General features: G+C 64.6%; 1 protein-coding gene (cut by a window edge). It reads right to left on the reverse strand.

What is annotated here, in order from left to right; translation table 11 throughout:
• A protein-coding gene (locus B6V75_RS05725) for a matrixin family metalloprotease (RefSeq protein ID WP_146735106.1) crosses the window boundary here: on the reverse strand, window positions 1-26,529 show its 3' portion. It continues 11,697 nt past the right edge of the window; 26,529 of the gene's 38,226 nt are visible here — the last part of the coding sequence; the start codon falls outside the window, past its right edge; it ends in the stop codon at window positions 1-3.

The raw sequence follows: 26,529 nt of genomic DNA on the forward strand, positions 1-26,529 counted from the left end.
TCAGCCTTTTGCACCGCGCGATTGTTTACCCGAATTACCTGAATTACCCCGCGCGGACGTGGTTGTTGCTGGCGCGGGATCGGTGACGGGGGCAGCGCTTGGGGCCGAGGTGGTGTCGCTGGTCGCGGTATCCTGCGCTGTGCTGGTAGTCGTCGCCGTGTCGCTTGCCGTATCGGTCGAACTATCGGGCACCGATGCAGGCGCTGGCGCGGCGGCCTCCTGCGTGGCAAGGGTCGGGTCCATCCACGCCGCCGCGTCGCTATCGTCGGCAAGCCCGAGGATATGGCCGAATTCGTGCTTGAGCGCATCGACGAGGTTCAGCCCTTCGCTGCCGTCGAGCGACCAGCCATGCCCCGCCCCGTCCGCGTCGAGCGTTATCGCGCCCGCGGTCGTGTAGCCCAGCAGCGTGCCGTCGAGCGAGGCGATGGAAATCTGCACCGCTTCGAGCTTGGCGAGATCCTCAGCGCTCAGCCCCAGTTCCTGCGCGATCTCTTCCAGCGCCTGCGCCCGGGCCTCGGCCAGAAGGGCTTCATCGAGGACTGCGCCCTCCGGCGCGGTCGCAACCGTTTCTGCATGGAGCGCCTGCGCCGCCTCGAGGGTCAGCGACCAGCTTTCCAGCGTGCCGGTCTTGCGCTTCGCCCCGTCGACGATTTCCAGCGTCCAGACACCGCCCGACATCTTGCCCTCAAGCGCCGCCAGATCACCCACCGGGCGATAGGTCACGCCGTAAGGCGCGGCGGCACTGGTGATGCTCTCTCCCGCCGCATCGTCGAAGCGCGTATCGATCGCCGTACCATCAAGCGCCGCGAACAGTTCGATCCGCGTGCCATCCGGCGCGATCAGCGTGACGGTCAGATCGCTCAGCCGCTCATGGATCAGGCTGAGGGTCACGTCGAGATCGGCGATCACCACATCCGAGCCGACATAGAGGCTCTGGGTCGTGACGCCCTGATCCGCAATCGCGATCGGACCTGCGGAATTATAGTCGTAGATCAGCGAGCCGGTGTCGGGCGTGAAATAGGCCGGGTCATTCGTGGCAAGGCGCACATCGTCGAAGCTGGCCACGTCGAAGGCCATCAGCCCGACTGCACCGTCGGCGACGGGCGCGTAGAAGGCGTGGCCCAGAACTTCGTGGCCGTTGAGCGAGAGGCTGACGGTGCTGCGGGCGAGCGTGATCTCGACCTTGTTGGAATGGCCGCCCACGATGGCGATGTCGTAGCTCGCAGTTTCCACGAAGCCGTCGCGCTGCGTGTAATAGCCGATCGAGACGCGGTCGTTGGCCGTGTCGATCATGGCGTATTTGTAGCGCCCGTCCGTGTAGCTGTCGAAGACGAAGCCGGCGCGACCGTTGGTCTCGATCTGCGCTGCAAGCCGCGTGACGGAGGTCTCCGCGATCACCAGATCGGCGATCGCGATGGCGGGGGCTCCTGCAGGCTGAGCATTCAGCGCGCCCGCATCGATCTGCCAAGCGGCGTCAGTGGCGAAGCGATCCGCGATGCCGTCAGTGAAGTCCTCGGTCTCATCAAGGGTAAATTCCGGTGGCAGCACCTGCACCGCGATATTGTCGAGCTTCGTCACCGAGTTCTGCGCGCCGATCCCGACATAGCCCGAGTTCAGCCCGTGCGTGACGCCGTATTGGTCGACCCGCGCGTCGAAGACATGGGTGAAGTACTCCTGCCCGTCGATCACCAGCGTCGCGGTCAGCCCGTTGATCGCAAGGAGCAGGTTATAGGGCGTGTCGGGCTTGGCCTGCACCGGGGTCTGCTCCAGCACGATCCAACCATCGGCGGTGCGGATACCCATCTCGAACTTGTCGGTCGAGATGTTCACGCCCGCGAATTTGAAGTCGGTCGGCGACTGGTAATCGAAGATCAGATAGGCGTTCGACTTCAGACCCGCCGTGGGCTTGCCGCCGACGATGGTCGCCTTCATCTCGAAATAGCTGGGTAGCGCGTCGCCGATATAGAAGACCGAGACAGCATCGCCGCCGAGCGTTTCCGGGCTCACCGCAAAGGCGCCGCCCTGAACTGTCCAGATCCCGCTATCGGCTGCGAAACCCTTCGCGTCCTGACCGCCGCCATTGCCGTTGAAATCGGCCGAGCGCAGCACGTCGCGGCGACCGCCCGGAATGTTGCCCGGCTGCGGGTCATTCGGCGCGCCGGTCTGATCCTGCCACGCGTCGTCCTTCTGCATCACCAGCCCCAGCTCGCCCCACGGCTCGCCGTTGCGGTCGGCATTGTAATCGCCAGTATCGGCCGCGCGGGTGGGATCGGCGCCGTCGGAGGCCGAGAGATCGTAGAGATATTCCTGGATCTGCGGTGCCAGCGCACGGGAGATCGTGAAGGCACCGAAGGGCGCGAAGGGCACGATGTAGCTGTTGAACTCACCCACCCAGTCGATCAGGCGATCACCGCCAGTGTTGCCGATCATGATGTCGCGACCGGCACCGCCATAGACGATGTCTTCATAGCTCGACGACGTGTCGGGCGTGTCGTTCGCGCCCAGGGCCGAGCCATCCGCGTCGCGGGTATGGTCGTCATCGACATCGATCAGATCGTCGCCCCAGCCGCCATAGACATGGTCGCGCCCGGTGCCACCGACGAGCCAGTCATTGCCCAGATCGCCGAAGATCACGTCATTGCCATCGCTATAGACCGGGCTGCCATCCTGTTCGAGCGTGCCGACCTGCGGCGCGCCCGGATCGGCCGGATCGAAGCTCGCGAAGAAGGTCAGACCGTCGACCGCCTCGGAGAGCGAGACGTAATGGCCAGCGGCGTCGATCACGATCACATCGCGCGGGTTGTATTCGTCATAGGCCGCGAACTCGCCCGCGTAGAAGGCGTTGTAGCCCAGCGCATTTCCTTGCGTGACCGTCGGATCGGCGGACCAGAACGGAACCGTGTAATCCGAGCGGACCAGCACGCCGGCCACACCCGGCGCCAGCGCGTCGTTCGGATAGGCGAGATACCAGGCCTCAGCCAGCGCCTCAGCGCCCGAGACCAGATCGTCGCCCGCGCCGCCATGCAGGAAGTCGTCGCCCAGACCGCCATAGATGATGTCGTCCGCATAGGCCGGATCGAGCAACGGATCGTCGGTTTCGCCATCGGCGGTCAGGAAGAAGGGCGTGAGGTTCACGGTCTTCTTCAGCGCGCCCTGAACGTTGATATCGGCCTGCTGGATTTTACCCGGGGTCGAGATCGTCTCCTTGCTGACACTTGCGATCGCGTAAAGCGGCTCGTCGTAGCTCGAGGAATTGCGCGAGGTCCAGATGCGACCGTCGTCGCCCAGCACGCCGTCCTGACCGGTGCCGCCCGAAATCCAGTCGTGGCCCCAGCCGCCGATCAGATCGTCGTCCTGACCTTCGCCATACAGCACGTCATTGCCGGTCATGCCGTAGATCGCGTCGTCGCCGCCCTCGCCGTGGATTTCATCCGCGCCGCCATTGTCGGCCAGCGCAGCCGCGCCCCAGACATCCGGGCCGCCGGTGTGATAGTCGAGCAGCTCGACCGCACGCACCACCAGCCAGGCGTCGGCGTGATCCGCGCCGCCAACCGCGATACCCGAGGCCCGCGCCGGATCGAGCGTATCGTAGTTGAAGCCGAGGAAGCCGTTCGCACCGACCAGACGCAGGATGCGGCCGTTGTCGCCAAGGATCACATCCGCGTCGCGGGCATGGGCGTTGGCACCGCTCTGACCATAGTCGTTGCGGCTCAGCGTCACCGGATCGCCCTGACCGCCGAAGAGCATATCGGCACCGTCGGGACGGAAGGCCTCGGTGACATTCGCGGTCGCCAGCAGATCGAGGCTGAAGCCCTCACCGGTCGCTCGCGCGTCATGGATGTAGAGATCCGAGGAGCCGCCGATGATGTCGTCCTGACCGAGCCCGCCGAAGACGATGTCGTTGCCGCCATTGGCCTCGATGTAGTCGTCGCCGTCGCGTGCGGCATTGATGCTGCGGGTCGGGTTCACGCTGAGCGTGCCATCGGCAAGGCGCGTGGCGTAGCCGTTGTCGGTCGCGTCATAGGCGGTGTCATTCGGCAGCAGCCCACGGAACGTGGCCGAGCCGTCGCCCTGGATCGCATCGTCGCCGAGCTGGCCGAAGATCACATCGTCATCCGCACCGCCTGCGAGGTAATCCGCGCCGTAGAGATCAGTCCGGTTGGTCTCGGTCGCGTCGGTGTGATCGAAGAGGGCGATCAGCCGCTCTTCCACGCCGGTCGGGTTGGTCTGGGCCGCATCGCCCGCATTCGAGCCGGTGCCGTCATCGGCAGCGTCATAGATCGTCAGCGTGCCATCGGCGAGCATCCGGAAGCGCAGGCTCTCGGCCGCGTCGGTGCGGATCACGATGCCATTGTCGCCAAGGATCACGTCATTGTCGGTCGCATTCGGGTCGAGCGCCTGCGCATCCAGATCGAACCAGGCGCTGATCACCGGGCGATCCTCGAACAGTACCGCGCCGTTGCCGTCGATACGGTCCGCGCCGTCATCGCCGCCCGGACGATTATGGCCGCCGATCAGATCGTCGTCGCCATTGCCGCCATAGATCACATCAGCGCCCTGCTGGCCCAGCACGATATCAGCGCCATCCTCGGCGAAGATCATGTCGCGCCCGCCGCCGTCGTTCTCGGTCCGCAGGATCGAGTAGAAGTCGAACTGCGTGGTGAGCTCGGTCAGGTTCAGCGGCAGAAGGTCGGCATCCACGCCGCCGCCCGGCTGCGCCACGATCCGACCATGATCGCCGAAGACCAGATCATTGCCCGCACCCGCGAAGATCGTGTCATCCGCCGTACCGCCGATGATGAAGTCGCGTCCCGCGCCGGTAGCGATCAGATCGTTGCCGCCGATCATCGCGCCGGTTTCGGCATAGCGATCCTCGGTGGTCGCGATCTCGTCGATATCGGAGGCGTCTCCATCGAGGCCGACCCAGTCGATGAAGCCGGTATCGCCGATCACGATATTGCCCGCGTCATGCAGCGTGGCGTCGGTGTCGGTCGCGGCATAGACCTCACCGACCTTCACGTTGATCGCGTCGCCGCCAGCTCCGCCCAGCACGATGTCATAGCCGATGCCCGCAAGGATCACGTCATCGCCGCCGATCTCGGGCGCGGTCGTCTCGATCAGGCCCAGCGTGATCGGCTGCGTGCCGAAGCGCGGCGCGTCATCCGTGGCGGCCACGATCCGGCCGTTATCGCCCAGCACGATATTGTCGCCCTGCCCCGCGTCGACATAGTCGCCCGAAATCTCTTCGCCTTCGACGAGGATCGTCGCGGCGATGGTTTCGCGGTAGCGCGAGCGGGTGCCGTCGATCAGCGCGTCGATGATCGTCTCGCCATCTTCACCGGCGAGCACGATATCGTCGCCCAGGCCCGTCACGATCCGATCGGAGCCGCCATAGGTCTCGGCGGTGGTGGCGATTTCGTCGATATCGGTGCGGTCGCCGTCAGCCGAAACGTAGTCGACAAACCCGCTGTCACCGATCACGATATCCGTACCGCTGTCGGTTGCGCCGTCGGTGGTGATCGTGTCGCCATTGACGCCGCCCAGCACGATATCGTCGCCGCCAAGCGTGGTGATCGTGTCCGCACCGCCGATGGTCGGGTCGATCGTGTAGATCAGCGAGGGCGCGACATCGGTACCGTCATTGACGTGATCCGGGCCGCCCGAGCCAAGCTTCAGCGCATAGCCCGTGCCATCCGCGGTGAGATAGTCGATCCGACCGCGATCGCCGAAGACGATGTCATTCGCAAGACCCGAGGTGATGCGGTCATCGCCCTGACCGCCGAAGATGATCAGCGGCAGCGTGCTGAGTGCTGCATCGACGACATCGTCATCGGCGAATTCCAGATAGTCGCGGGCATAGCCCCAATCGGGCTCATAATTCGCGTCATGCGGACCTTGGGTGTTGAGCACGAAGGCCCCGTCCTCGCTCGCCTCCAGATCCACGGTCACATCGTCATTGCCCAGACCGGTGTTCAGAACCGTCAGCTCGCGGCCGCCTTCAATGTCACGCGCATGGGTGCCGTCGATGGCGATCGCATCGGCGCCGAAGCCGGTCCAGTAGGTGATGCCACCCAGGAAGTTGCCCGCCGCATCCGCGCCATAGGTGATCGGCGCGGGCGCGATACCGACGACGAAGATCTCGTTGACGCTCGACAGCTCGGTATCGTCGCCCCATGCGGCGGCGGCGGCCAGCGCGGCATCGCGATCATCGGTGATTTCGGCGCGCAGATCGGTCGTGCCGTCGCCCTGCACCGTCGCCTCGTCCGAGATCATCAGCTTGTGGCGACCGGTGCCCGCTTCGATGTTGAGCATGCCTTCGATGTTCAGCAGATGCCCGGTCAGGAAGGTCGTGTCGGTGTCGAGCCCGAAGCCCGCCTCGGAGGAGACATAGATCCGCTCGTCGCCTGCACCGAGGTTCAGCGTCGTATGGGCGGTGGTGCCGCGCACGTTGATCACGTCATTGCCTGCACCCATCCCGATCTCGAGATATTCGACGCCGTAGTAATCGACACCGTCCATCCGGGTCTCGAGCGTGGCCAGATCGGTCTGGATCCCCAGCGGGCCGAGCAGATAGTCGAGCGCCGGGTCGCCGCCATTGACCACGACCGAAATCCGCTCGCCCGAGCGCGAGGTGATGACAAGCACCGTGCCCTCGACATGGGCGATGATGTTCGGACCCTGCGCATCCATGATCTGGGCTGCCAGCGCCGTGGCCACATCCGCCGCCGTATCCCCCGCCAGCGCGGTATAGGCGAAGGAGGACAGTGCGAAGTCGCCCGGGAAGGCATCGTCGAACAGCGGCGTCGCGAGATCGGTCAGATCGATGGTGAAGGTGTCGCCCGCGCTCGGCTCGGCGATATCGATGCGCGCCTCCAGCACGTCGCCCGTCAGACCGCGCGTATCGACAGCCTCGACCGTGGTCTGGGCCAGCGCGCCTTGGAAGGTCAGGTAGATCGTGTCGCCGAAGCGGTCGACCGCGAAGTTCTTGGTGTAGGGCAGGAACGGACGGCTGTTATTCGGGTTCAGGATCGGCTCGAGGATCGCGGCGATCTCTTCGGCCGTCGCGTCATAGGCGATCGGGTCGGAGATCCGCAGATCCATGTTGCCCAGCACACCCGGCACGATGAAGGCCAGCGTGAAGGTGCCGCCCTCGGCCGCGATGGTGATCGCCTGCATCTGGTTCAGGCCCGGGTCGGTGGTGCCCTTGATGACTTCGGTGACCTCGATATTGGCGGTGGTGTTCGCATCGCTGGTGATGCCGCTCGCATCGACGATCAGGTCGGGCAGATCGACGCCACCGGTCGGGCCGCCGAAGATGACGGTGTAGATATAGCCGCTATCGGTCGCCTCGACGCTCACCTCGGCATCGGTGCCGTAATCGGCAAAGACCGTGTCGATCGCCGCCTTCATCGCTGCGGCATCCGCATCGAAGGCCACCGTGACCGGGGTGCCATCCGGCAGCGCCAGCGTGAAGCTGCCGCCGGTGCCGCGGGTCTCGATCTGGATACGCTCGGCCACCGAGGGCATATCGAGCCCGGCCACGCGCGCGCCGTCCAGCACGAGGACGTTGTCGTTCAGGTCGGCGCTGTCATCGAGGAGCAGACGGTCATTCTCGCCCGCGCCCATGTCGACGATCAGCAGGCCGGTGATCTGGTCGACCACGCCCTGATCGGAGCCGATATAGACCTGATCGTCGCCATTGCCGGTGCGGATAATCGTGTGACCGGCAGTGGTCTTCACGTAGATCACGTCATTGCCGTCGGCGCTGTCGATGATGGTCTTGCCGCGATGGGTGCTCTCGACCGTGAAGGTATCCACATTGCGACCCAGACGGATGTCGACCACTTCGAGGCCGGTATAGCTGACGCCGCCCGCGATCAGCTCGCCGCCGATATAGGTGTCGCCGCCCATTCCCAGACCCGAGAGATGGTTCTCGGTCAGCACGCCGCTGTCGATGGCCGGGCTCTCGTTGTTGAAGACGGTGAGCGTGTCGATCTGCTCGGCCTCGTCCACGCGCAGGTTCGGATTGACAGGCGCATAGGTGATGAGCGCGCCCGGATCGGTGTCGAACCCTTCGGGCGGCGTGCTTTCCAGCACCATCTGGCTGCCCGAGACGACCGGCGCATAGACCGAGGAAATCCGCGCCGCCAACCCTTGGGTGACCGAGCCGAAGCTGCCATCGGCACTGACCGAAGCCGGCGTGGCCGCGCCGTTGATCGTCAGCGCCCAGCTCGCGCCGCTCACCGGCGGTTGGATCAGGTGGAACGCAGCCGTGGTCCAGTGGATATTCGCGTCGTTGTAGAGGCTCTGCACCGGCGCGCCGCCGATGGTCGAGGTCAGGCCCGCATAGGTGGTGACCGCGATATCGAAGGCGACCGCATCCGCGCGCTTCACATGCAAGCGGGTCTCGCCCAGCAGGTTCACGGTCGCCACCGCCTCGTATTCGGCCGAAGCGTCGATCAGCGCAGCCAGTTCGCGCAGCACGATCGAGCGATAGGCGTGTTCGGTGTCCGGCGTGTAGCTGAAGTCGGTGCCGTCGAGCGTCACGGTCACGGTTTCGAAGGCGGTCACGTCGCCCGCCAGATCGACCGAAGCCGTCAGCCAGTCGATCAGCGACAGATCGCTTTGATCGGGGGTGCCGAAGAACCAGACATAGCCCTCTTCGACCGCATCCTGCGTGCCGACCATCAGCGAGAGCGTCATGCCCACATCGTTGACGAGCGAGAGGATGTCTTCCGAGACGCTCGCGACATCGACACGGCCGCTCAGCGTGCCATCGGGATCGATGGTCGCGATGTCGTAGATCGTGGCGGTGTCGTTGATGCGCGGATCGAAGCCGGGACGCTCGCCGTAATCGCCGTTCACATGGGTCAGCTCTTCGGGATCGATGGTGATCACCGTGCCGCCATCGGTCACCGTCCCGGTCACGCCATCGGCCAGCGGAATGTTCGTCTCGCCCGGCAGCAGCACCGGCACGCGCAGCGAGACGTCGGTATCGCTCTCGCCGCCGATGATCGAGACCGGGCCGCGGATCGAGTTCACGCGGTCGTTGAAGGCGCCGAAGACCTGCGCGTCCCCGCCATCCACGATGGTGTCGTCAATCGCGATCACGGTGACCTGCTGCGGGGTCATCCAGTTGGTGTTATCGAACTCGACGAACTGACGCGCCGCGATTTCGCCCGCCTTTTGGCCGCTGACCGAGGCCGAGGCCGCGTAATCCGCCTCCGGATCGGCCAGCTCGCGGATCGAGATAACCCGACCGTCGACGATCACCTCATAGGCGCGCGGATCGCCATTCGCGGTGGCCGCATCATTCGCGAGGTTGATCTGCGCGCCCAGTGCGGCAGCGATGTTCGACAGCGACTGACCGCCGCTCACGGTATGGGAGAAGGTCTGGCCGTCGAAGTTGACTGTCCAGACCTCGCCCGCCGCGGGCGCGCCCATCATCTCGAATTCGAGGACATTGGCGAAGTTGAAGTCCTGCACGGTGCGGGTGTCGATGCTGCCCTGGCTGTCCCCCGCGATACCGACCTCGACGAAGAAGCGACCGCTCGCTATCGCGATTTCGATCGCGCCATCGGCGGTGAGCATGGCGCTGTAGCCGGACACACCGCTGATCGCTGCGATCAGGCCCGCAGCAACCGCATCCAGATCGTCGCCCGCCTGAACCGTGTAGCCGACCGTCTGAGCGCCAGCGCGGAGGGCCACATCGTCGAACAGCGTGACCTGCCAGGTCTCACCTTCGACCGCCTCCCCTGCCAGCGACAGCGCGGCGAGCGGGGCTGCGACCTGAACCTGCACAAGTTCGTTCTCTCCGAAGTTCGCATCCGCATTGAACGCCTCTTGCGAATTGTAGGTGCGGGTCGGCAGCGGGGTGACATCGACGCGGACCGTGTTGTTGCCGCTCAGCGCACCGGTCAACACGACCGAGAAGCTGTCCACGACCTGCACATCGCCCGGCGCGCGTTCTGCCAGATCGGTCGAGCCACCCGTCTGGATGATCTCCACCGTCGGCGCGTCATCGTCGAGCACGGTGACGTCGAGCGGCGCGGGCGCGAGATTGTCGCCGTTGCGGCCCACGACGTAGCTGTAGGGCGTGAATTGCTGCGCGAGTTCGGCATTGGTGATGTTGGTCCCGATCTCATAGGCGAGGCTCGTGCCCTCGGGGATGACGATCGGGGTCAGCGGCGCCGCGAAGGCGATGCGGGCAAGCTGCCAATGCGTCTTCGACTTAACCGCGTCCACGCTGACATAATCGCCGCCGATCGTGGTGCTCGCCGCGTCGGGGCTCGACTTGCGCAGCACTTCGATAGAGAAAGCCTCGATGCCCCCCGCGCCCGGGGTGCGGAAGATGAAGATCTCGCCCGGATCGTAGCTCGGCGGCGTGAGGCTGGCATCGCTCGCAATCGCGATCGAGGCATCTTCGCTGTCGAGCGGCAGCAGCGAGAAGGCCATGGACGAGGTCAGCGTGATCGCGCCATTGGCATCGACCACCGCCGTGATCCCGAGATTGGCTGCGTCGATCAGCGCCGCCAGCTCGTCGGAGATGCCCGCGATGCCGCCCAGCTCGTCGCCCGATTGCGAGGTGTAGCTGATGAGCTGCCCGTCGACGAGGATGGTCCAGGTCTTCGAGCCGCTGGTCGGGCTATAGATCGCGCCTTCGACCGAGGGCAGAAGCGTCGCTTGCAGATAGCCCGCCGAGGCCGAGTAATCGGCACCCGCGAACTGCGCGACCAGCTTGTTGACGATGTCGCTCATGGTGTCGCCGAATTCGGCGGTTGCCTGCACCTGCAGACCGTCGAGCTTGATGATCCAGGTCGCGCCATCGACCAGCGTGCCATCGGCGGCCAGCGTACCGTCCACCAGCGACGCGCCAAGGCGGAAGGCCACGATGTCGTATGCGCGCTTGCTGCTGGCCGCATCGACGCTCAGCTCATCGCTCGAGAACTCGAACGCGTCGCCCGAGATCGAGACATAGATGTCGCCGGTGGGTGTGAAGAGGTAGCCGGAGGCGGGATCGCTGGTTTCGATCAGCAGCTTGAAGGAGACGCCATCCGCCGCCGAAATGCTGCGCGTGGCACCCGTGCCCGTCATCGCCGCAGCCTGCTCGGCGTCGGCATTCACCAGCGTCGCGAAGGCATCTGCGATATCCACAGCGGTCGCGGTCTGATCGAGGCGTGCATCGACCACGATCGTGCCTTCGGTGACGGTCGAGAGATCGGCCACCACTTCGCCGATTCCGACGCCGACCACGTAGTCGATCCCGCCCAGCGTGAGCGTGTAGATCTCGGACACCGCGGTATTCGGGCGCAGGATCGTCAGATCGGCAGCGGTATAAAGCACCTCGGCGCTGCGCGGCTGGCTGATGTCGCGGTTGATATTGGCAGCGACCCCGCCGGCCACGTCCGCATAGGTCGCACCAAGGAAGGCGTCGCGCGTATCTTCGAAGATCGAGGGCTGGATGCGCGCGTAATGCACGCCCTCATCGGCGCTGTCGTTCACCGCCTCGATCGTCACGAATTTCGCGGTGTTCCAGTCGGAGCCGGTGAAAGTCACGACATTGTCGGACAGGGTCACATTGCCATCGACGGCGAAGTTTACTTGCACCGTACCGGTCGGCGCGCGGCTCAGCATCACGGCAAAGCCGTCATTTGCGGCAAGCAAAGCGGCCTCGGCCACGATCGTATCGCCCGCGAGATCGATGGCCGAGGAGTTGTCGACCGGGAAGATCAGCAGCTCGGCCACTTCGTCGTCGATCACATCGACCAGCATGTTCGGCACGGCGAGATTGTCGAAGCCGGTATCGTCGGCGCGGCTGTCGCCCTCGGTCACGGTATGGCGCAGCTGGACGATGCCGCGACCCTCGGCCACCAGATCGTTGATCGCGGTGACGGTCACGTATTGCGGCGTATCCCAGTTGGCCGCCGTGAAGTGCAGCACCGTGCCCGAGGCCGAGCCGTTGACCAGCACACCCTCGGCACCGGCGGCCACGTCGCCCTCGGTGCCCAGCGTCGGCGAGATCGTGATGTAGACGTCTTCGTCCGGCGCGCGCGACAATGCGATCGCGTAGCGGGTGACCGACATGGTCGGATCGGCGGTTGCGGCCTCGAAGACGCGCAGCACGCTGGAGCCCGCCTCGCCATCGGCATTGAAGAAGACCAGATCGGGCGCGTCATTGTCCTTGATCTGCGAAACCGGATCCTGCGCCCAGATCGCCTGATAGCGCGGATCGGTGCTGTCGACCGTGGTCTGGATCAGGCCGCTATGGCCGTTGAGGCCGTTCGACACGACGGTGATCGCGCCGCCCTCGGTGACACCGTCGAGATCCGAGCCGCCAAGGTTCACGCTATCCGAGCCCAGACCACCCACGATCTCCAGCAGCACGCCCTCGGAGGTGCTCTCGATGAAGAAGGTGTCGTTGCCCTGCAGCGCATCGACCACCAGCTTCTCCATACCCGTGTAGGAGATGAACAGCCCGCCGCCATAGACGCCATTCTTGGTGATGACGTAGTCGTCGCCCATCTCGGTGCCGATCACGGTCATCGTGTCGAAGCCGTCGCCGCCATCGATGCGGACCGGCGCGTTCACCGCGTATTGGATGAAGTCGGCGCCCTGCCCGCCATTGATGTTGGTGAAGGGCGCGGCGGGGTCGTTCGGGTCGACGCGGACGAAGGAGCGGACCTGGAACGTGTCGTCGTCAGCCTCGCCATAGAGGAACAGCTCGGCCTTGTTCGAATAGACGGTGAAGCTGTCCTCGCCGTCGCCGCCACGGATCGTGGTATCGAAGCTGACGCCGTTCGACAGGAAGCCGACTGTGACCTGCGTGGTCTCGTAATAGTCGATGCCGCTCAGGCCGTTATAGGGGTTCTGCTCGTCGCGGAAGGAGGCGAAGAGCTGGCCGATCTGGAACGTGTCGTCGCCCGCATCGCCGAAGGCCTGAACGCCCGCGAGCGTGTCGTCGAAGACGAAGAGGTCATTGCCCGCGCGCCCGAAGACCCGCAGATCGGCGTCGATGGCGGAGTTGTATTCCACCCGCTCGACCACGGTGTTGAGTATCGTGCCATCCTCGGCGATCGGCAGCGCCGCGACCACGCCTACATCGAGGTCATGGTTTGCGCGGAACAGGAACAGGTCGCGCCCGTCGGTGCCGCGGATTTCGGCGCGGTCGATGCCGTCGAAGGCGGTGCCGGTGTCGCGGATGCGGATCGTGGAGTTGCCCGCGCTCGCCAGACCGATGTCATAGAGGTCGCTGCCCGCCTGACCGTCGATATCTAGCTCGAACCCGTCGATGCCGTTTAGGAAGGTCTGGGTGCCGTCGGCGTAGTAGTTGACCTGCACCATATCGTTACCCGCGCCGAGGTTGAGGAAGGTGCGGCCCGAGATCTTCTCGATGGTGATCGCATCCGAGGTCGCATCTCCGGTCGCGGTCTCGTCGCCGGTGTTCAGCGTGGTGATGCCCGCATGGGTGTCAGAGACGTGGAAGCCGTTATTGCCGTTGCTGAGCGACAGCTCCAGTTCCTCGAAGCCCGCATAGACCACGCCCAGCGTCATGCCGAGGCCGACGATCTCCGTGCCGCTCAGATAGCCACCCTGATCGGGTAGCGTGTCGCCCGCATCGGACACGATCAGCGTATCGCCATGGTTCACGATGGTGCCGTCGACCGTGTAGGTGACCGGATCATTCGCGCCCGCATCGATCGTCAGGTAGCCGAAGAGGATCGCGTTCAGCGTGCCGTCATTGGCCAGCGGCGTGTCGGGATCGTCATCGGTGACGGTGACCGCATCGTCGCCCGCGCCGGTGTCGATCGTGGTCGGGCCATTGATCGCGAAGACCTTGATGATATCGGCGCCGTCGCGGGTCTCGAGCGTCGTCACGTCGCGCTTGCCGGTCGACTTGAGGGTGACGTCGTTCACGCCGTCGCCCAGATCGACATTGACGTTTTCGAGCGCGATGTAGCGGATGCCCGCGGTCGCGGCGGTGAAGCCGTCCACGAAGATGAAGCCTTCGACCGCCGTGCGATCTTCCAGCCCGATCACCCCGGTGGTCGCGCCGGTATTGCCGCTGTCGTCGATGTTGAGCGTGTCACTGCCGCGATCGGCGAGGATCGGGCCGCTAAAGGTGTCATAGGCGTCGATCTGGATCAGCGCGGCGATCCCTGAGAGCGTGCCGCCCAGCGGGGCCGTGCCCGGCTCGGACGAGGCGGCGGAGCCGAGGTTGATCACGTCGTCGCCGATGCCGCTGTTGATGTAGATCGGCAGATCGGTCGCGGTGACGGCGATCACGTCGGACCCCTCGCGGGTATCCACCTCGATCACGTCGAGATTGCTGTGATCGATACTGACAGCCGCCGCGCCCAGCACCTTGTTCGCCGCGTTGGTGTAGCGCGACACGGTCATCAGGCCCACCGACAGCGCGACGTAGTCGTCCCCCTGCGAGCCCAGATAGACCAGCTTGTCGGCGTCGGTGGTGCTGCTGTCCGTAATATGGACGGTGAAGCCCGAACCGAGCGGGGCCGCGATGATGTAATGCTCCAGATCGCCGCTCGCATCCGACCCCTTGTTGTCGAGCGTGACCGTGCCGTTGAAGGCGCTGACGCCGATGGCCAGACCGCCCACAGTGACCGAACCGCTCAGGTCGTTGACGACGAAGGTGTTGTTGACGCCGTCGCCGCCGGTCAGATCGACCGCCTCGAAGATGCCGTTCAGACGCTCGACGGTGGTCTGACCCGCACCGAGGCCCGAGGTGCTCCACAGATCGGCGTCGCCCGGCACCATCGCGCCATCGGTCGTGCCGTCCGCATAGGCCGTGGAACCATCAGCCTGGAAGACCTTGCCCACCAGGAACAGGTTCTCGTAGAGGCCCATATCCTCGCCCGCGAAGACCTCGATCAGCGTGTCGGTCTCGTTTGCCTCTTCGGTGTCGCGGAAGATGTCGAGCCCCTCGCCGCCGGTCACGGTGTCCGAGCCCGCGCCGCCATCGATCACGTCGTTGAAGATCGAGCCGATGATCCGGTCGTTGCCGCCCTCACCTTCCAGCGTGAGCGCGATCAGGTCGTTGGTCAGCGGCGTCGCATTGGCCGGGTCGCCCGCAGCCACGGCCGGGCCCGCGGTGATCTTGTCATTGCCGCCCCCCGCCGAAATCCGCAGCGTGTCGCCCTTGGCGCGGATCGTGTCGTCGAAGGTGACGGTCACGGTGCCGGTCGACCAGGCGGCGACGAGGATGAATTCCTGATCGGCCACCGCACCCGCCTTCAGCGTAAAGGTATCGGCGCCACCGGTGCCGTTGAAGATCACCGTATCGGCCACACCGTCGCTCGCACCGTCGATCTCGGCCACATCCTTCGAGGGATCGGCGGATTCCACGACCAGATCGTCGTCGATGCGCATCGTGTTCAGATCGGTCTGGCCAAGGGGGTTGACCGTCAGCGTATCCGTGCCGCCAAGCAGATGGATGATCAGCCCCTCGACACCGTCGGCCTCAAACCCGCTGCCATCAGCGTCGAGCGCCTGCAGGATGCCGGAGTTGGCGGGCTTCTGGCCGACCGTGACCGTGTCGGGGTTGGCCGTGCCGTAGAGCAGTATTGTATCGGTGCCCCCGCCGCCGTCGATCACCTCGATGCCATCGGAGGCGAGATTGCGGAAGATGCGGTCATTACCAGTGCCGCCGTTGATCGTGTTCGCGCCGCCGCGACCATCGATCTCGTCCGCGCCGCCCTCGCCATCGATCACATCCGCTGCCGCGCCACCGATCAGGCGGTCCGCGCCGGTGCCACCGTAGATCGTGGCGACGCCCGTGCCGTTCTGCAGCACCACGTCATCGCCACCGAGCGCGTAGATCGTGATCGGCACCAGCGCATCCGAGACGATCCGGTCATTCGCGCCCGAGCCGTAGATGATCGAGCCAGCCGCGACGCCGCTGCCGATGCTGATCTGATCGCCCAGATCGCCCGCAGTGCCGCCTTCGGAGGCCGAGTTGATCGTAACCTGACCGTCGCCCTCGTAGGCCACGGTATCGACACCCGCGCCGCCCACGAAGAGGATCGGCACGGCGACGCCGTCGCGCACGACCAGCAGGTCGTCGCCGGAGCCACCATAGCCGCGGATTTCATGGACGTGCTCGAAGACCTGCTCGCGGCCCGAATAGATCACGCGGATCGTCTGCGCGCCGTTCACGACCGGGGTGACGGCCTCGATGATATAGGTCTCACCCGCCGTCGCTTCGCCGATGCCGCGCTTGGTATTCGCGTCGCCCATGTTCAGCACGAGGATCGTGGAGGTGTCATCCCAATCCTTGTAGGTGCCCGAATTGGTGGCGCCGTTCAGATCCCCCGCGAGATAGATCGGGGTCGGGAATTCGACATAGCCCACGGTGAAGGACATGCTTACCGAGACCTTCACGAAGAGCACCTTCACGCTCGCACTGGCCGAGATCACGATCGGCACGCGGCCGGTGCCGGTCGCGGTGGCCGAGAAGCTGATCGAAACCGTGGCCCAGCTGATGTTGAAGGCGCGTAGCGAAACCGAGGCCGAGCCCGACACACCGAGCTTGTAGACGTCCGCCGCATCGTCGAAGAGGTAATAGACCCGGATCGAGAAGTTGCCCGTCAGGCCGAAGCTGTTCGAGCCCAGCACGAGGCGACCGCTCAGCGAGAGGTCGAAATAGCCATCCGAGTTGAACCAGCCGTTCACGCTCATCGTGGCGAGGCCGAAGAAGTCCATGCTGGCATAGAAGTCCACGCGCCAGTCGTTCTGCACCACTTCGATCCGGAAGCCCGCGTCGAACTTGAGGACCTTCAGGAACTCGACCTTACCGCTGAGATCGAGCACGAAACTGCTCGCCTGCAGCACTCGGCCCGAGATCGTCACGTCGCGGCCGACCGTGTTGAGCATCAGCTTGCCGTTGGCTTCGATGTCGATCACCAGCGCGATATTGGCGTTGATGCTGACATCGAGGAGCAACGCGAGACCGTCGAGCTCGCCAGTGCTGGAGTTGAAGAACAGCACCGCGCCACCCGCCGCCGAGACGTTGAGGCCCGCAAGACCGAAGGTCACGTCGAACTCGACGCGGAACTCGCTCGCGTTCAGGCCGATATAGACGCGGCCCGATGCGGTCGCGAGATTGATGAAGTTGACCGAGCCGACGATCTCAAGGCTGAAGCCCGAAGCGACGGTGACCGAGATCGTGCTCTCCTGACCGCTGGTATTGATGGTCGGGATCTCGAGGGTGCGCGCGCTGGAGAAGGTGTTGAGCTGGAAGATCGCGTCGCCAGTCACGGTGATGACGCCCGCGAGGTCGAGGTTGAGATCGATCTCGGCATAGATCACCAGCCCGCCATCCGCGATCACGAGACCGCCGGTCAGACCGAACTCGGCCACGCCCACGAGCCGCGCCTGCACATCCAGCGTCGCGACCAGTTCGAAATCGGGTGCGGTGCCGATGCGGAAGGTGAAGACGCCCGTCAGTTCGATCACATCCGAGACGACCAGCGTGCCGGTGACCTTCAGGAACAGCCCGTTCTCGACCGAAATCGTGCCGTAATAGAAGGTGCCATCCGTGTTGGCGGTCGCATCGCCCGCAGCGACCAGAGCGTCATATTCGCCCTGCGTGACGATCGTGTAGCGATCCTGCGTCGTCGCGTAGGTGTTGAATTCGAGCATGATCGACAGCGACCCGCCAAGGCTGACGCCCGGAAGCTCCAGCCCGCCGACCAGCGACAGCTGCGCCCGCCCGACCACGCCCGGATCGCTCGCGCCGATGTTCGCCTCGAGATAGAGCATCCCCTCGACCGCGCCGAAGTTCTCGATCCGGCCGGAGACCGTCCCCTGGATCGTCACGGAGTCTCCGGTGCCCGTCACCGACAGGAAGCCGTTCAGCGTCACCGTATCGAAGAGCGTCACCGAGCCGCTGATCTGGACCACGAAATAGGCGCCCGCGGATTTCGTCGTATCCGGCTCGTTCTGGCCCAGGATCGGCGGACGGTCGAAAATCTCGAAGGTCGTCGGCACGTTTGCGGGCAGGAACGGCACGAGCGCGTCGGGCACATCGAAGACCTGGTTGATGCCGGTGGTGTTGAAGAGCACGATCACCTCGGCCTCGAAACGGAAGATATCCGCCGCGATATTGCCGAAGCTGCCGGCATTGTTCGCCGCAGCCGTGCCGCTGCCGCCGTCGACATCGCCCACATTCACCTCGAGCGACAGGCTGCCCGCGACACCGAAGGCGCTGCCCGGGGCGGTGCCGAAGTCGATGATAAGCAGACCGACCGCCTGACCAGAAATCACGTTGAAGACATTGGCGCCGGCCGCGACGAAGACCTCGACCCGGTCTTGCGAAATCTTCAGGTAGAAGGCGCCGGTCAGCTCGGCATAGACGTTGACGCCCGTGTCGACATCCGGGTCGTTCGCGTTCTGATCGGTCAGCTTGATCGCGCCGCCGATATAGAAGACGACCGAGTTGCGCGACAACTCGTAGGTCTGGTCTTCGGAATGCAGCGTCGCGGTGCCGTCGAGGCTTTCGATGAAGTAGATCGACCCGCCGTCGGTGATCCGCCAGCGCGACTGGGTGTTCAGTTCGCGCACCAGTTCGATCTTGGCTTCCGAGCTGAGCGTGACGCCGAACTGGGCGAAGGTCGTGCGCACTTCCGTGCTTATCGCCTGCTTCTGGTAGAAGCCTTCGTTGGCCTGGCTCGGCAGCGCGCCGAGATCCGCCACGGCCACCGTGTCATCACCGCCAGCGGTGCGCTCAAGCTGATCGCCGAGGATGCCTTCGAGCGACAGGGTCTCGACCTTGTCCTCGCCCGACATGTTGATCATCAGGGTCGCGTTGCCCTTGATCCAGACGCCGTATTCGTTGAGCGCTTCGAAGTTCGGCTGGATGGTGGCCACGCCCCAGAACTGCGGCAGACCGCTCGACAGGCCGCCCGTTTCCAGCACGAAGCGTGCCGCGGCCGAACCGATATTACCGAGCTTGTAGACCTCGATCGTGCCCGAGGCTTCGAGCGCGAAGCGGAAGACCTTGGAGCCGTCGGCCTTGATGTAATCGCCGAAGGTCAGTTCGGCCTGGGCGCTCAGCTTGATCAGCGGCTCGTCGACGATGCCCGCCGAATTCAGGGTGATCGAGCCGGAGACGCGGATGAAGAAGACGCGGGTGGTGGCCGGGTCGGCATCGGCGCCGGGCTGGCCGCCTTCCTGCATCTGATCGATGACGCGGAAGCTCTGCTGGCTTGCGCCGCCTTCGTTGCCCTGCAAGTCGGTCCAGCTGCCCTCGTTGAAGGAGACGGTGACCGTGCCGAGGCCGAATTCGCGCGAGACGTAGTAGCGGAAGGTACCGTCACCCATGTCGGTCGGGGTGAGATCCAGCAGGTCGAGATTGGCCCCGCCTGCCCCGCCGAAGGTGAACTCGTCGCCGTCGATCGTGGCCGCGTCAATCGCATAGAGCGCGTTGAGGCTCGGATCGCCCAGCGTGTCGAAGGTGATGTCGATATAAGAAGCGGTGTCGGTGGGCTTAATCGAGAGCGTCGTCGGATCGATCGCCTCGGAGGCAGCGGCCCCGTAGGTCCATGCGCCCGCCGCATAGGTCAGGGTCAGCACCGCGCCGTCGGCGGCGTCGGCGGAGTCGAAGGTCACAGCGAACTCGCCTGGGGGACCACGGGCTTGGATCCCCGTGATCGTGATCGAGTTGCCGTCGATATCGGTCAGCGTGAAGTCCGTGATCGCAAGGCTGCTATCGGTCAGCGTCTGGCTCGTGCCGAGCGAGAGCGCCACATAGGTCGCCGTCGGCGCACTGGCCCCCAGACCGATCTTGCCGGTCGTCACCACCAGATCTTCGCTGTTGGTCGCGGTGATCGCCTTGATGGTGCCGCCATCGGCGCCGAGCCAGTCGAAGCTACCCGAGATGAACTCGACCGAGACGTTGTCGTCGAGGTTCGAACCCGCGAAGTCGCCCAGGTACCAGATGCGGAAGATCGGGTTGCCGTTCGCGTCGTCGCCCATGTAGGTCGGCGCCTGGCTGTCATCGACTTCGATCGTGTAGCCCGTCGCGCTCAGGATTACCTCGGCGCCCGCATCGGTGATGCTCTCGAGATCGATGCCGGTGGCGTAGCTCGGCAGCTCGAAGGTGACGTCGACGAAACCGCGCTCGTTCAAGGGCGCCTGCCCCACCGAGGCGCCTTGGACCGGGTCGGTCAGGCTCGCACCGAGCTGGACGAGACGGAAGCTCTGGGTCTTCGCGTCATTGTCATAGCTGCCCGAACCGAAGCTCGCTGCGGCGAAGTCGACCTGCACCGAGCCTGCGGTGAACTTGCCCGAGAGGAAGTAGCGCACGGTCAGTCCGTCGCCCACGACCAGCGCCGAGGAAACGGTGACGCCATTGGCACCCGCGCCCGAGAAGCTGATCTCGTCGCCCAGAGTGCCGAAGTCGATCTCGTCGCCATAGGTCGGCGTGTAGCGCACGTCGATGAAGGCCACCGAAAGCGTGCTGGCATCGAAGGAGACCGGGCCGGTCGCATCGTCGGCCGTGCCATCGGCGCGCAGAACGGTCGGCTGATCCTCGATCGTCGCGATGCGCGAGATCGTGGTGTCCGCCGCAGCCGCGCCGGTGGTGAAGTAGCGGAAGATATAGTCGCCCGAGGTCGCCTGCGGGTTCAGCCAGACCGGGGCGAGTGTATCGTCGAAGGTGATCGAGCCGCTGCCGCCGAAGGTGAATTCCGGCGCGAGATCGGTGATCGAGCCCACATCGAGCGCGCCGCCGACCGGACGCTCGAAATGCAGGTCGACATAGCCGCGCCCGTTGACGTCACCGAGCCCCGTGCTGCCCTCGTTCGCCGGATCGACCAGATCGCCCTGCGGGCCCGAAACGGTGAAGGACAGCGTCTGGACACGGTTCTTGGCCGCATCGCCAAAGCTGTTCGCCGCCAGCGTCACGTCATGGCTGCCGATCCCGAGCGAGCCGTCTGCGAAGACGCGGATCGTGCCGCCCATATCCATCAGCTCGGCGATTGTCAGGCCGGTCACGGTGACGTCGCCGATCGCCAGTTGATCGGTGATGTCCTCGCCGTAAGCCCCGCTCAGTGCGATATCGAAATAGGTGCGGTCGCCCGGCAGGTTGGCGGTGCTATCGGCCGTAGGATAGGTCGAACCGCTCTTGACCACGATAGTCGGAGCGCTTTGCGCTGTCGTCGCAAAGAAGGAGATCGAGGTGATATCCAGCGTCAGCGTGATCGTCTGCGGATAGAGATCGCCGGTGAGCGACGCGGGCTGCGCCGAGTTGGTCTCATCGATGAAGGTCTGCAGCGAGTAGATGAAGGAGATCTTCGTCGGATCATTCGCATCGTTTTGCAGCAGCGCCGGCGCCCCCTCGCCCAGTTCGACACGGAAGGTGCCGCCGCTCAGGCGCGAAGTCTCTACCGTGTCGGTCTGCACGGCGAACTCGGCGGCGAGGTCGAGCACCGAAGCCGGGTCGAGCACATAGCCCGCCGGGATATTGGTGAAGGTGATCTCGACCGAACCCTCGGTGATCTCGAGATTGGCCACCACGCCCAGACCGTCCTCACCGCTCTTGATCTCGGGGTCAGTCGTCGGGTTCGCGCTGTCGGAATAGCGGTAGGACCAACCCTGTTCGACCGCGGAGATGGTGAGATCGCCATAGGTCTTGCTGCTGTCGAAGCTGCCGGTGAGCCAGTAGCGATAGACCGGGGCCGCGTCGGTGCCGCCCACGCGGACCGGGGCCACACCATCGTCGATCTGCACAGTGCCGAGGCCCGCGCCGCTCAGCGTGAACTCCGCACCGCCATCGGTGATCGAGGCCGCGTCATAGACGAAATCGCTGTCGGGCACGTCCGGGAACTGGATGTCTATATAGTTGCGGCCGTTGAGCAGGTTCACGTCGATCGCGGCGCCCGCGCCCGGATCGACCATGATCGCGGTCGCGCCTTCGACGGTGATGACGCTGTCACCGGTGGCGCCTGCATTGCCCGCCGCATCCTTCCATTCGCCGTTAAAGGTGAGCGTGTAGCTGCCCGGTGCGAAGTCGAAATTCGCTGTCGTGATGGCATAGGCGAATTGCGTGATGCCCTCTTTCTTGAGCAGCGCATAGAGTTCGGCGCCATTGCCGGGCAACGCGTGGTCATAATCCGCACTGTCGGACGCGACGATCCGGCCCTCGGCATCGAGACCGAGCTTCTTCAGGCTAGCCGTGCCGTCGGCGTTCATGAACATAGCGACCGGGTCCGGCGCGTTGGAGATATCGATCGCGGTGTTGGCCGTCGTGCCATCCGCATTACCGGTGCGGGTCAGCGTGAACTCGGCTCCGGGATCGAGGATCGAGGCGTAATCGAGCGAGCCGCTGCCCGCGGGATCGAAGGTCACGATGATGCGCTGATCGGCATTGGCGAGGTTCACATCGACCGTGTAGCCGTCGCCGTCCAGCTGATAGGGCGCGCTGAGCGAGGCTTCGGGCTCGACCACCGAGAACACGGCATCGGGCGTGGCGGTGTTGTTCTTGCCGGTCTGGCTGACCCAGGTGTCCGCGGTGAAGCGCACGGTGTAGTCGCCAACGGCGAGCTGCTTGTTCGTCAGGTCGGGATCGGAAGTATCGATGAAGTAACGCACCTTGCCGCCGCCGATCGCGATGGCGCCAAGGATGTCGATCTCGTCGCCATTGTCATTGAACAGCTTGAACGGCGCCACCGCATTGGTCGCGATCGCGGCGAGAGTCTCGGCGGAGATCTCGCCGCCGATCTCGGCGATGAATTTGATATCGACCCACGGGCCCGCGACAGCCGGGACGCCGCTCTGGATCGAGGTGTCCTCGGGCGCATAGACCGTCTGGTTCGTCGCGGTCTCGGTGTAGGACCAGGCCTGGAACAGGAATTCATACGTTACCGAGTCCACATTGCCCGAACCGGTCAGCCAGAAGCGGAACGTGTCGTCACTGACCTGCGCAGGCGCCTGCGTGTTGTCGAGAGCGAAGTCACCACCCTTGATCTCGAATTCCGGCGTCAGGTCGAAGACCGAAGCGGCGTCCACCGTCGCACCGTTCACCGTCGGGAAGGTGATGTCGATATAGGCGCGCTCGTTGAAGTTGCCGACGCCGGTGACGCCACCATCGCTCGGCCCGTCAAGGCGCTGCGTCGGCGTCGCGGCCTGCTCTTCGACCACGGCGAATTGCGTGGCCTCGCCAAGGATGTCCTTGAAGCCGAACTGCAGCGAACCCTTGATCGTCAGCAGATCCAGCTGATCTGGGATCTTCACAAGCAGAAGGATCGTCGCCTCGCCGGACGCGATCTTCGACAGGTTCGCATAGAGCCGCGCCGAGAGCGACAGGTTGTCGGCGGCGAAGTTGAGTTGGCCGATCACGAGAATCTTGCCGTCGGTCGATATCTTGATCGTGACCTGACCGTTGAACACCGCCTGCGAGGTGTAGATCGAATAAAGCTTGGCCGAGCCGGTGATGATCATCGGCGAGGTGAAGGCCGCAGCAAACCCGCCGCCGGCCGCCGAGCCGTTCTGGATCGCGATATACTGGTTCACCACCTGCTGCTGCACCGAGTTCAGCCAGTCATCGACCGAGACGTTCAGCGGCAGCGCAAAATCGGGGCCGTTGAGCTCTTCGGGATCGGTGATGTCGGGCAGCGACTTGAAGAAGTCCACCCCGCCGGTGAAGTCGTTGATCGCGAGGCCCGAATTCGGCTCGAGCAGGATACCGCCGGGAACCGAACCCGAGACCAGCACCCCGAGCGGGCCCAGCTCCGACAGCGCGAAGCGGATGGTGAAGCCGCCCAGGCCCGAGAACGAGAAGCCCGCCTCGACCCCGATAAAGAAGATGCGATCTTTCACCGGGCTCGTCAGGTCGAAGGTGGAGAGCACCTGATTGCCCTCGCCGATCCGGATGATGCCGCCGATCAGCGCCCCCTCGATTTCGCCGCCGAACGCGTTGCCGCCGATCTTCACGCCGATCGAGTCGATGCCGATTATCGGGAATTTGCCTTCCAGCAGAAGGCCCACATCGATGCGGATACCCTCGACCGTGCCCTCGAAGGTCAGCCCGTCATAGCCTTGCAGCCCGGTGATCGACGCCGACAAGGTCAGGACGAAATCGCTCGGGTCGGCCTGAATGTCGGGCCATTGCACGCCGATCTCGGTGATCTTGATCGGCAACCAGCTTGGCCACTTGAAACTCGCCCCCGAGGCAGCGCCGACGCCGATGAAGACGCCGAAGCCCTGCTTGGTGACGAAGGTGCCGTCGCCGAGGAAGGCGAACTGGCGCGCCTCGCCCGAGAGGTTCAGCGAACCGATCTTCAGTTCCGCGCCGATCGACACGAAGCTGATCAGCTCCTCGTTATCGGCAGCACCGGTGTCGAGCGACAGGCCCACCCCCTTCAGCTTGAGGACCGAGCCGATATTGATCTCGAAGGTGTCGAGCTCGAAGATGAAGCCGTCGACCACGCCATCGGTGAAGGTCAGCCCGGCCTTCAGGGCCAGCGTGTCGTTCACGTCCTCGCCCGAGACGCGGTCGGTGACCTTGGCGTTGATCGCCTTGCCCGGCGCGAAGGTCGCCCCGCCAGAGCCGACATAGATCGTGCCGTCGAAAGTCACGTCCTGGCCGAAGATCAGCGAGAAGTCGGTGACGCCGATGCGCAGGTCGTCGAATTCGAGGATCGAGCCGAACTTGATCTTGCCGGTAGCACCATCGGTGCGCTGGACCGCGCCCGTGCCGGTACCAGAGCCCGCGCCGGTGCCCGAATAGATGATCTCGCCGCGCCCGATGCGGAAGCCGTTGTCGTAGATCGTGAGGCCGCGCACGCCCTCAAAGGTCGTGATCTGGCCCGCGATGCCGAATTTCGGGAAGGTGACCTTGATCGTGTCGATCTTGATGATCTCCTGCCCTGCGCCCTCCGGCGTGCCCGCGACCGGAGTTTCGGGCGCGGTCCAAGAGGGATCGTATTCGACTTTGATGCGGTCGGCCTCGAAGAGGACCACATCAGGGATCGAGCCCGTCAGCTTGTCGGCGGTGATCGACCATTTGCCGGTGAGCGAGACGACCGGATCGTCGCCGCCGCCCGAGATCACGCCCATCACATCGATGCCGATATCGAACTTCACCAGCAGGTTGGTCAGGGTGATCTGGGTGCCGCCGCTATTGGTCTGGGTGCCATCGGCATTCTGGGTCGCGGTGCCACCGAAGGCGAGCGAAGCGCTTTCCGCTCCGACCGAGATCGTCAGGACCAGCAGACCGTCCTTGAAGCCGAGCTTCGCAAGACCGACCTTCGGCGCGAGGATCGAAACCGGACCGACCTTGATCGGGGTCGCCGCCTCGGCCGCCGGCAGTTCCTGCACCTTGAAGATCTGCACATAGGCGGTGGTCTTCGCGGGCGACGCGACCGAGCCGTTCTCGCCGCCGAACCAATAGACGACATCGTCGGAGGTGCTGTCCAGATTGGCGCCGCGATCGGTGTATTTCCAGGTGCCGGTGATGAACTCGACCTGCACATCGCCCACATTGAAGGCCGGGTTCGCCTGCGAGGTCGAGGTCGAGGTCGGCGTGCCGACCACACCCGTGCCGGTGGCGGTCGCAGCGGGCGGCTCGGCGAAGACGTAATAGCGATAGGTCGTCTTGCCGATCTTCTCGACCGTGTAGGTGCCGTTGGTGTTCGTCAGCAGATTGACGTTCGACGCGCCGCCAGTGCGCACGAAGCGGATCTCGTCGCCATTGATCGAGCTTCCATCGAGGATCTCGCCATTGGGCAGCACAAAGGTGACGTCGATATAGCCCTTCGAGTTCAGCATCGACTTGTCGATCACCGCGCCATTGAAGGGCGAGGCCAGCTCGATCGAGGGCGCGGCGGTGATCGTGGTCAGATTCTGCGGATCGGTCGCCGGGTTCGCCGCGGGCGCATTCTGAACCGGCGTCTTGCGGACCGTGAAGCGTTCGTATTCGGCGGCGCTCTGGGCCCCGGCGGCATCGCGCCAGGAGTTGGCGAGAAACTGCACTTCATAGGTGGTGTTCGCGGACAGGCTCACAGGCGTGGTGATCTGGTAGCGATAGGTCGGGCGCGCCGTGCCTTCGACCAGCACCCCTGCCCCATCGACCGTGATCGCCGCCGTCGTGTCGCCGTAGCGTGCGGTGATCGTGAATTCCGGGTCGATATCGGTGATCGAGTCCGGGTCGATGCCCAGCGGATAGGCCGGGTAGGCATCCGCGTCCAGACGGTTGGTGTTGTAGAAAGTGACGTCGATATAGGTGAAGCCGTCGAGATTGATGATCTGGCCATTGAGCGGCGAGGCAATATCGGCGGTCAGCGGGCGCAGGTTCGTCGTCGGCGTCACCGAGACGGTCTCGCCAAAGAGCGTGTAGCCCGTCACCCGCATATCGGTGAGTTGGAAGCCGGTCGCGCCGCCGAAGCTGAACTGGGCCGCGCCTTCGATGCCGAAGCTGTCGGCGCCCGGCGGCGTCACCGTGATCGAGGTCTCGGGCGCATCGACCGAGATCCGGCCATCGGGCGTCTTGTTGAACAGAACGTCGTTGGAGCT

The sequence above is a fragment of the Thioclava sp. F1Mire-8 genome, from assembly GCF_002213165.1.
Lineage (GTDB): Bacteria > Pseudomonadota > Alphaproteobacteria > Rhodobacterales > Rhodobacteraceae > Thioclava > Thioclava nitratireducens.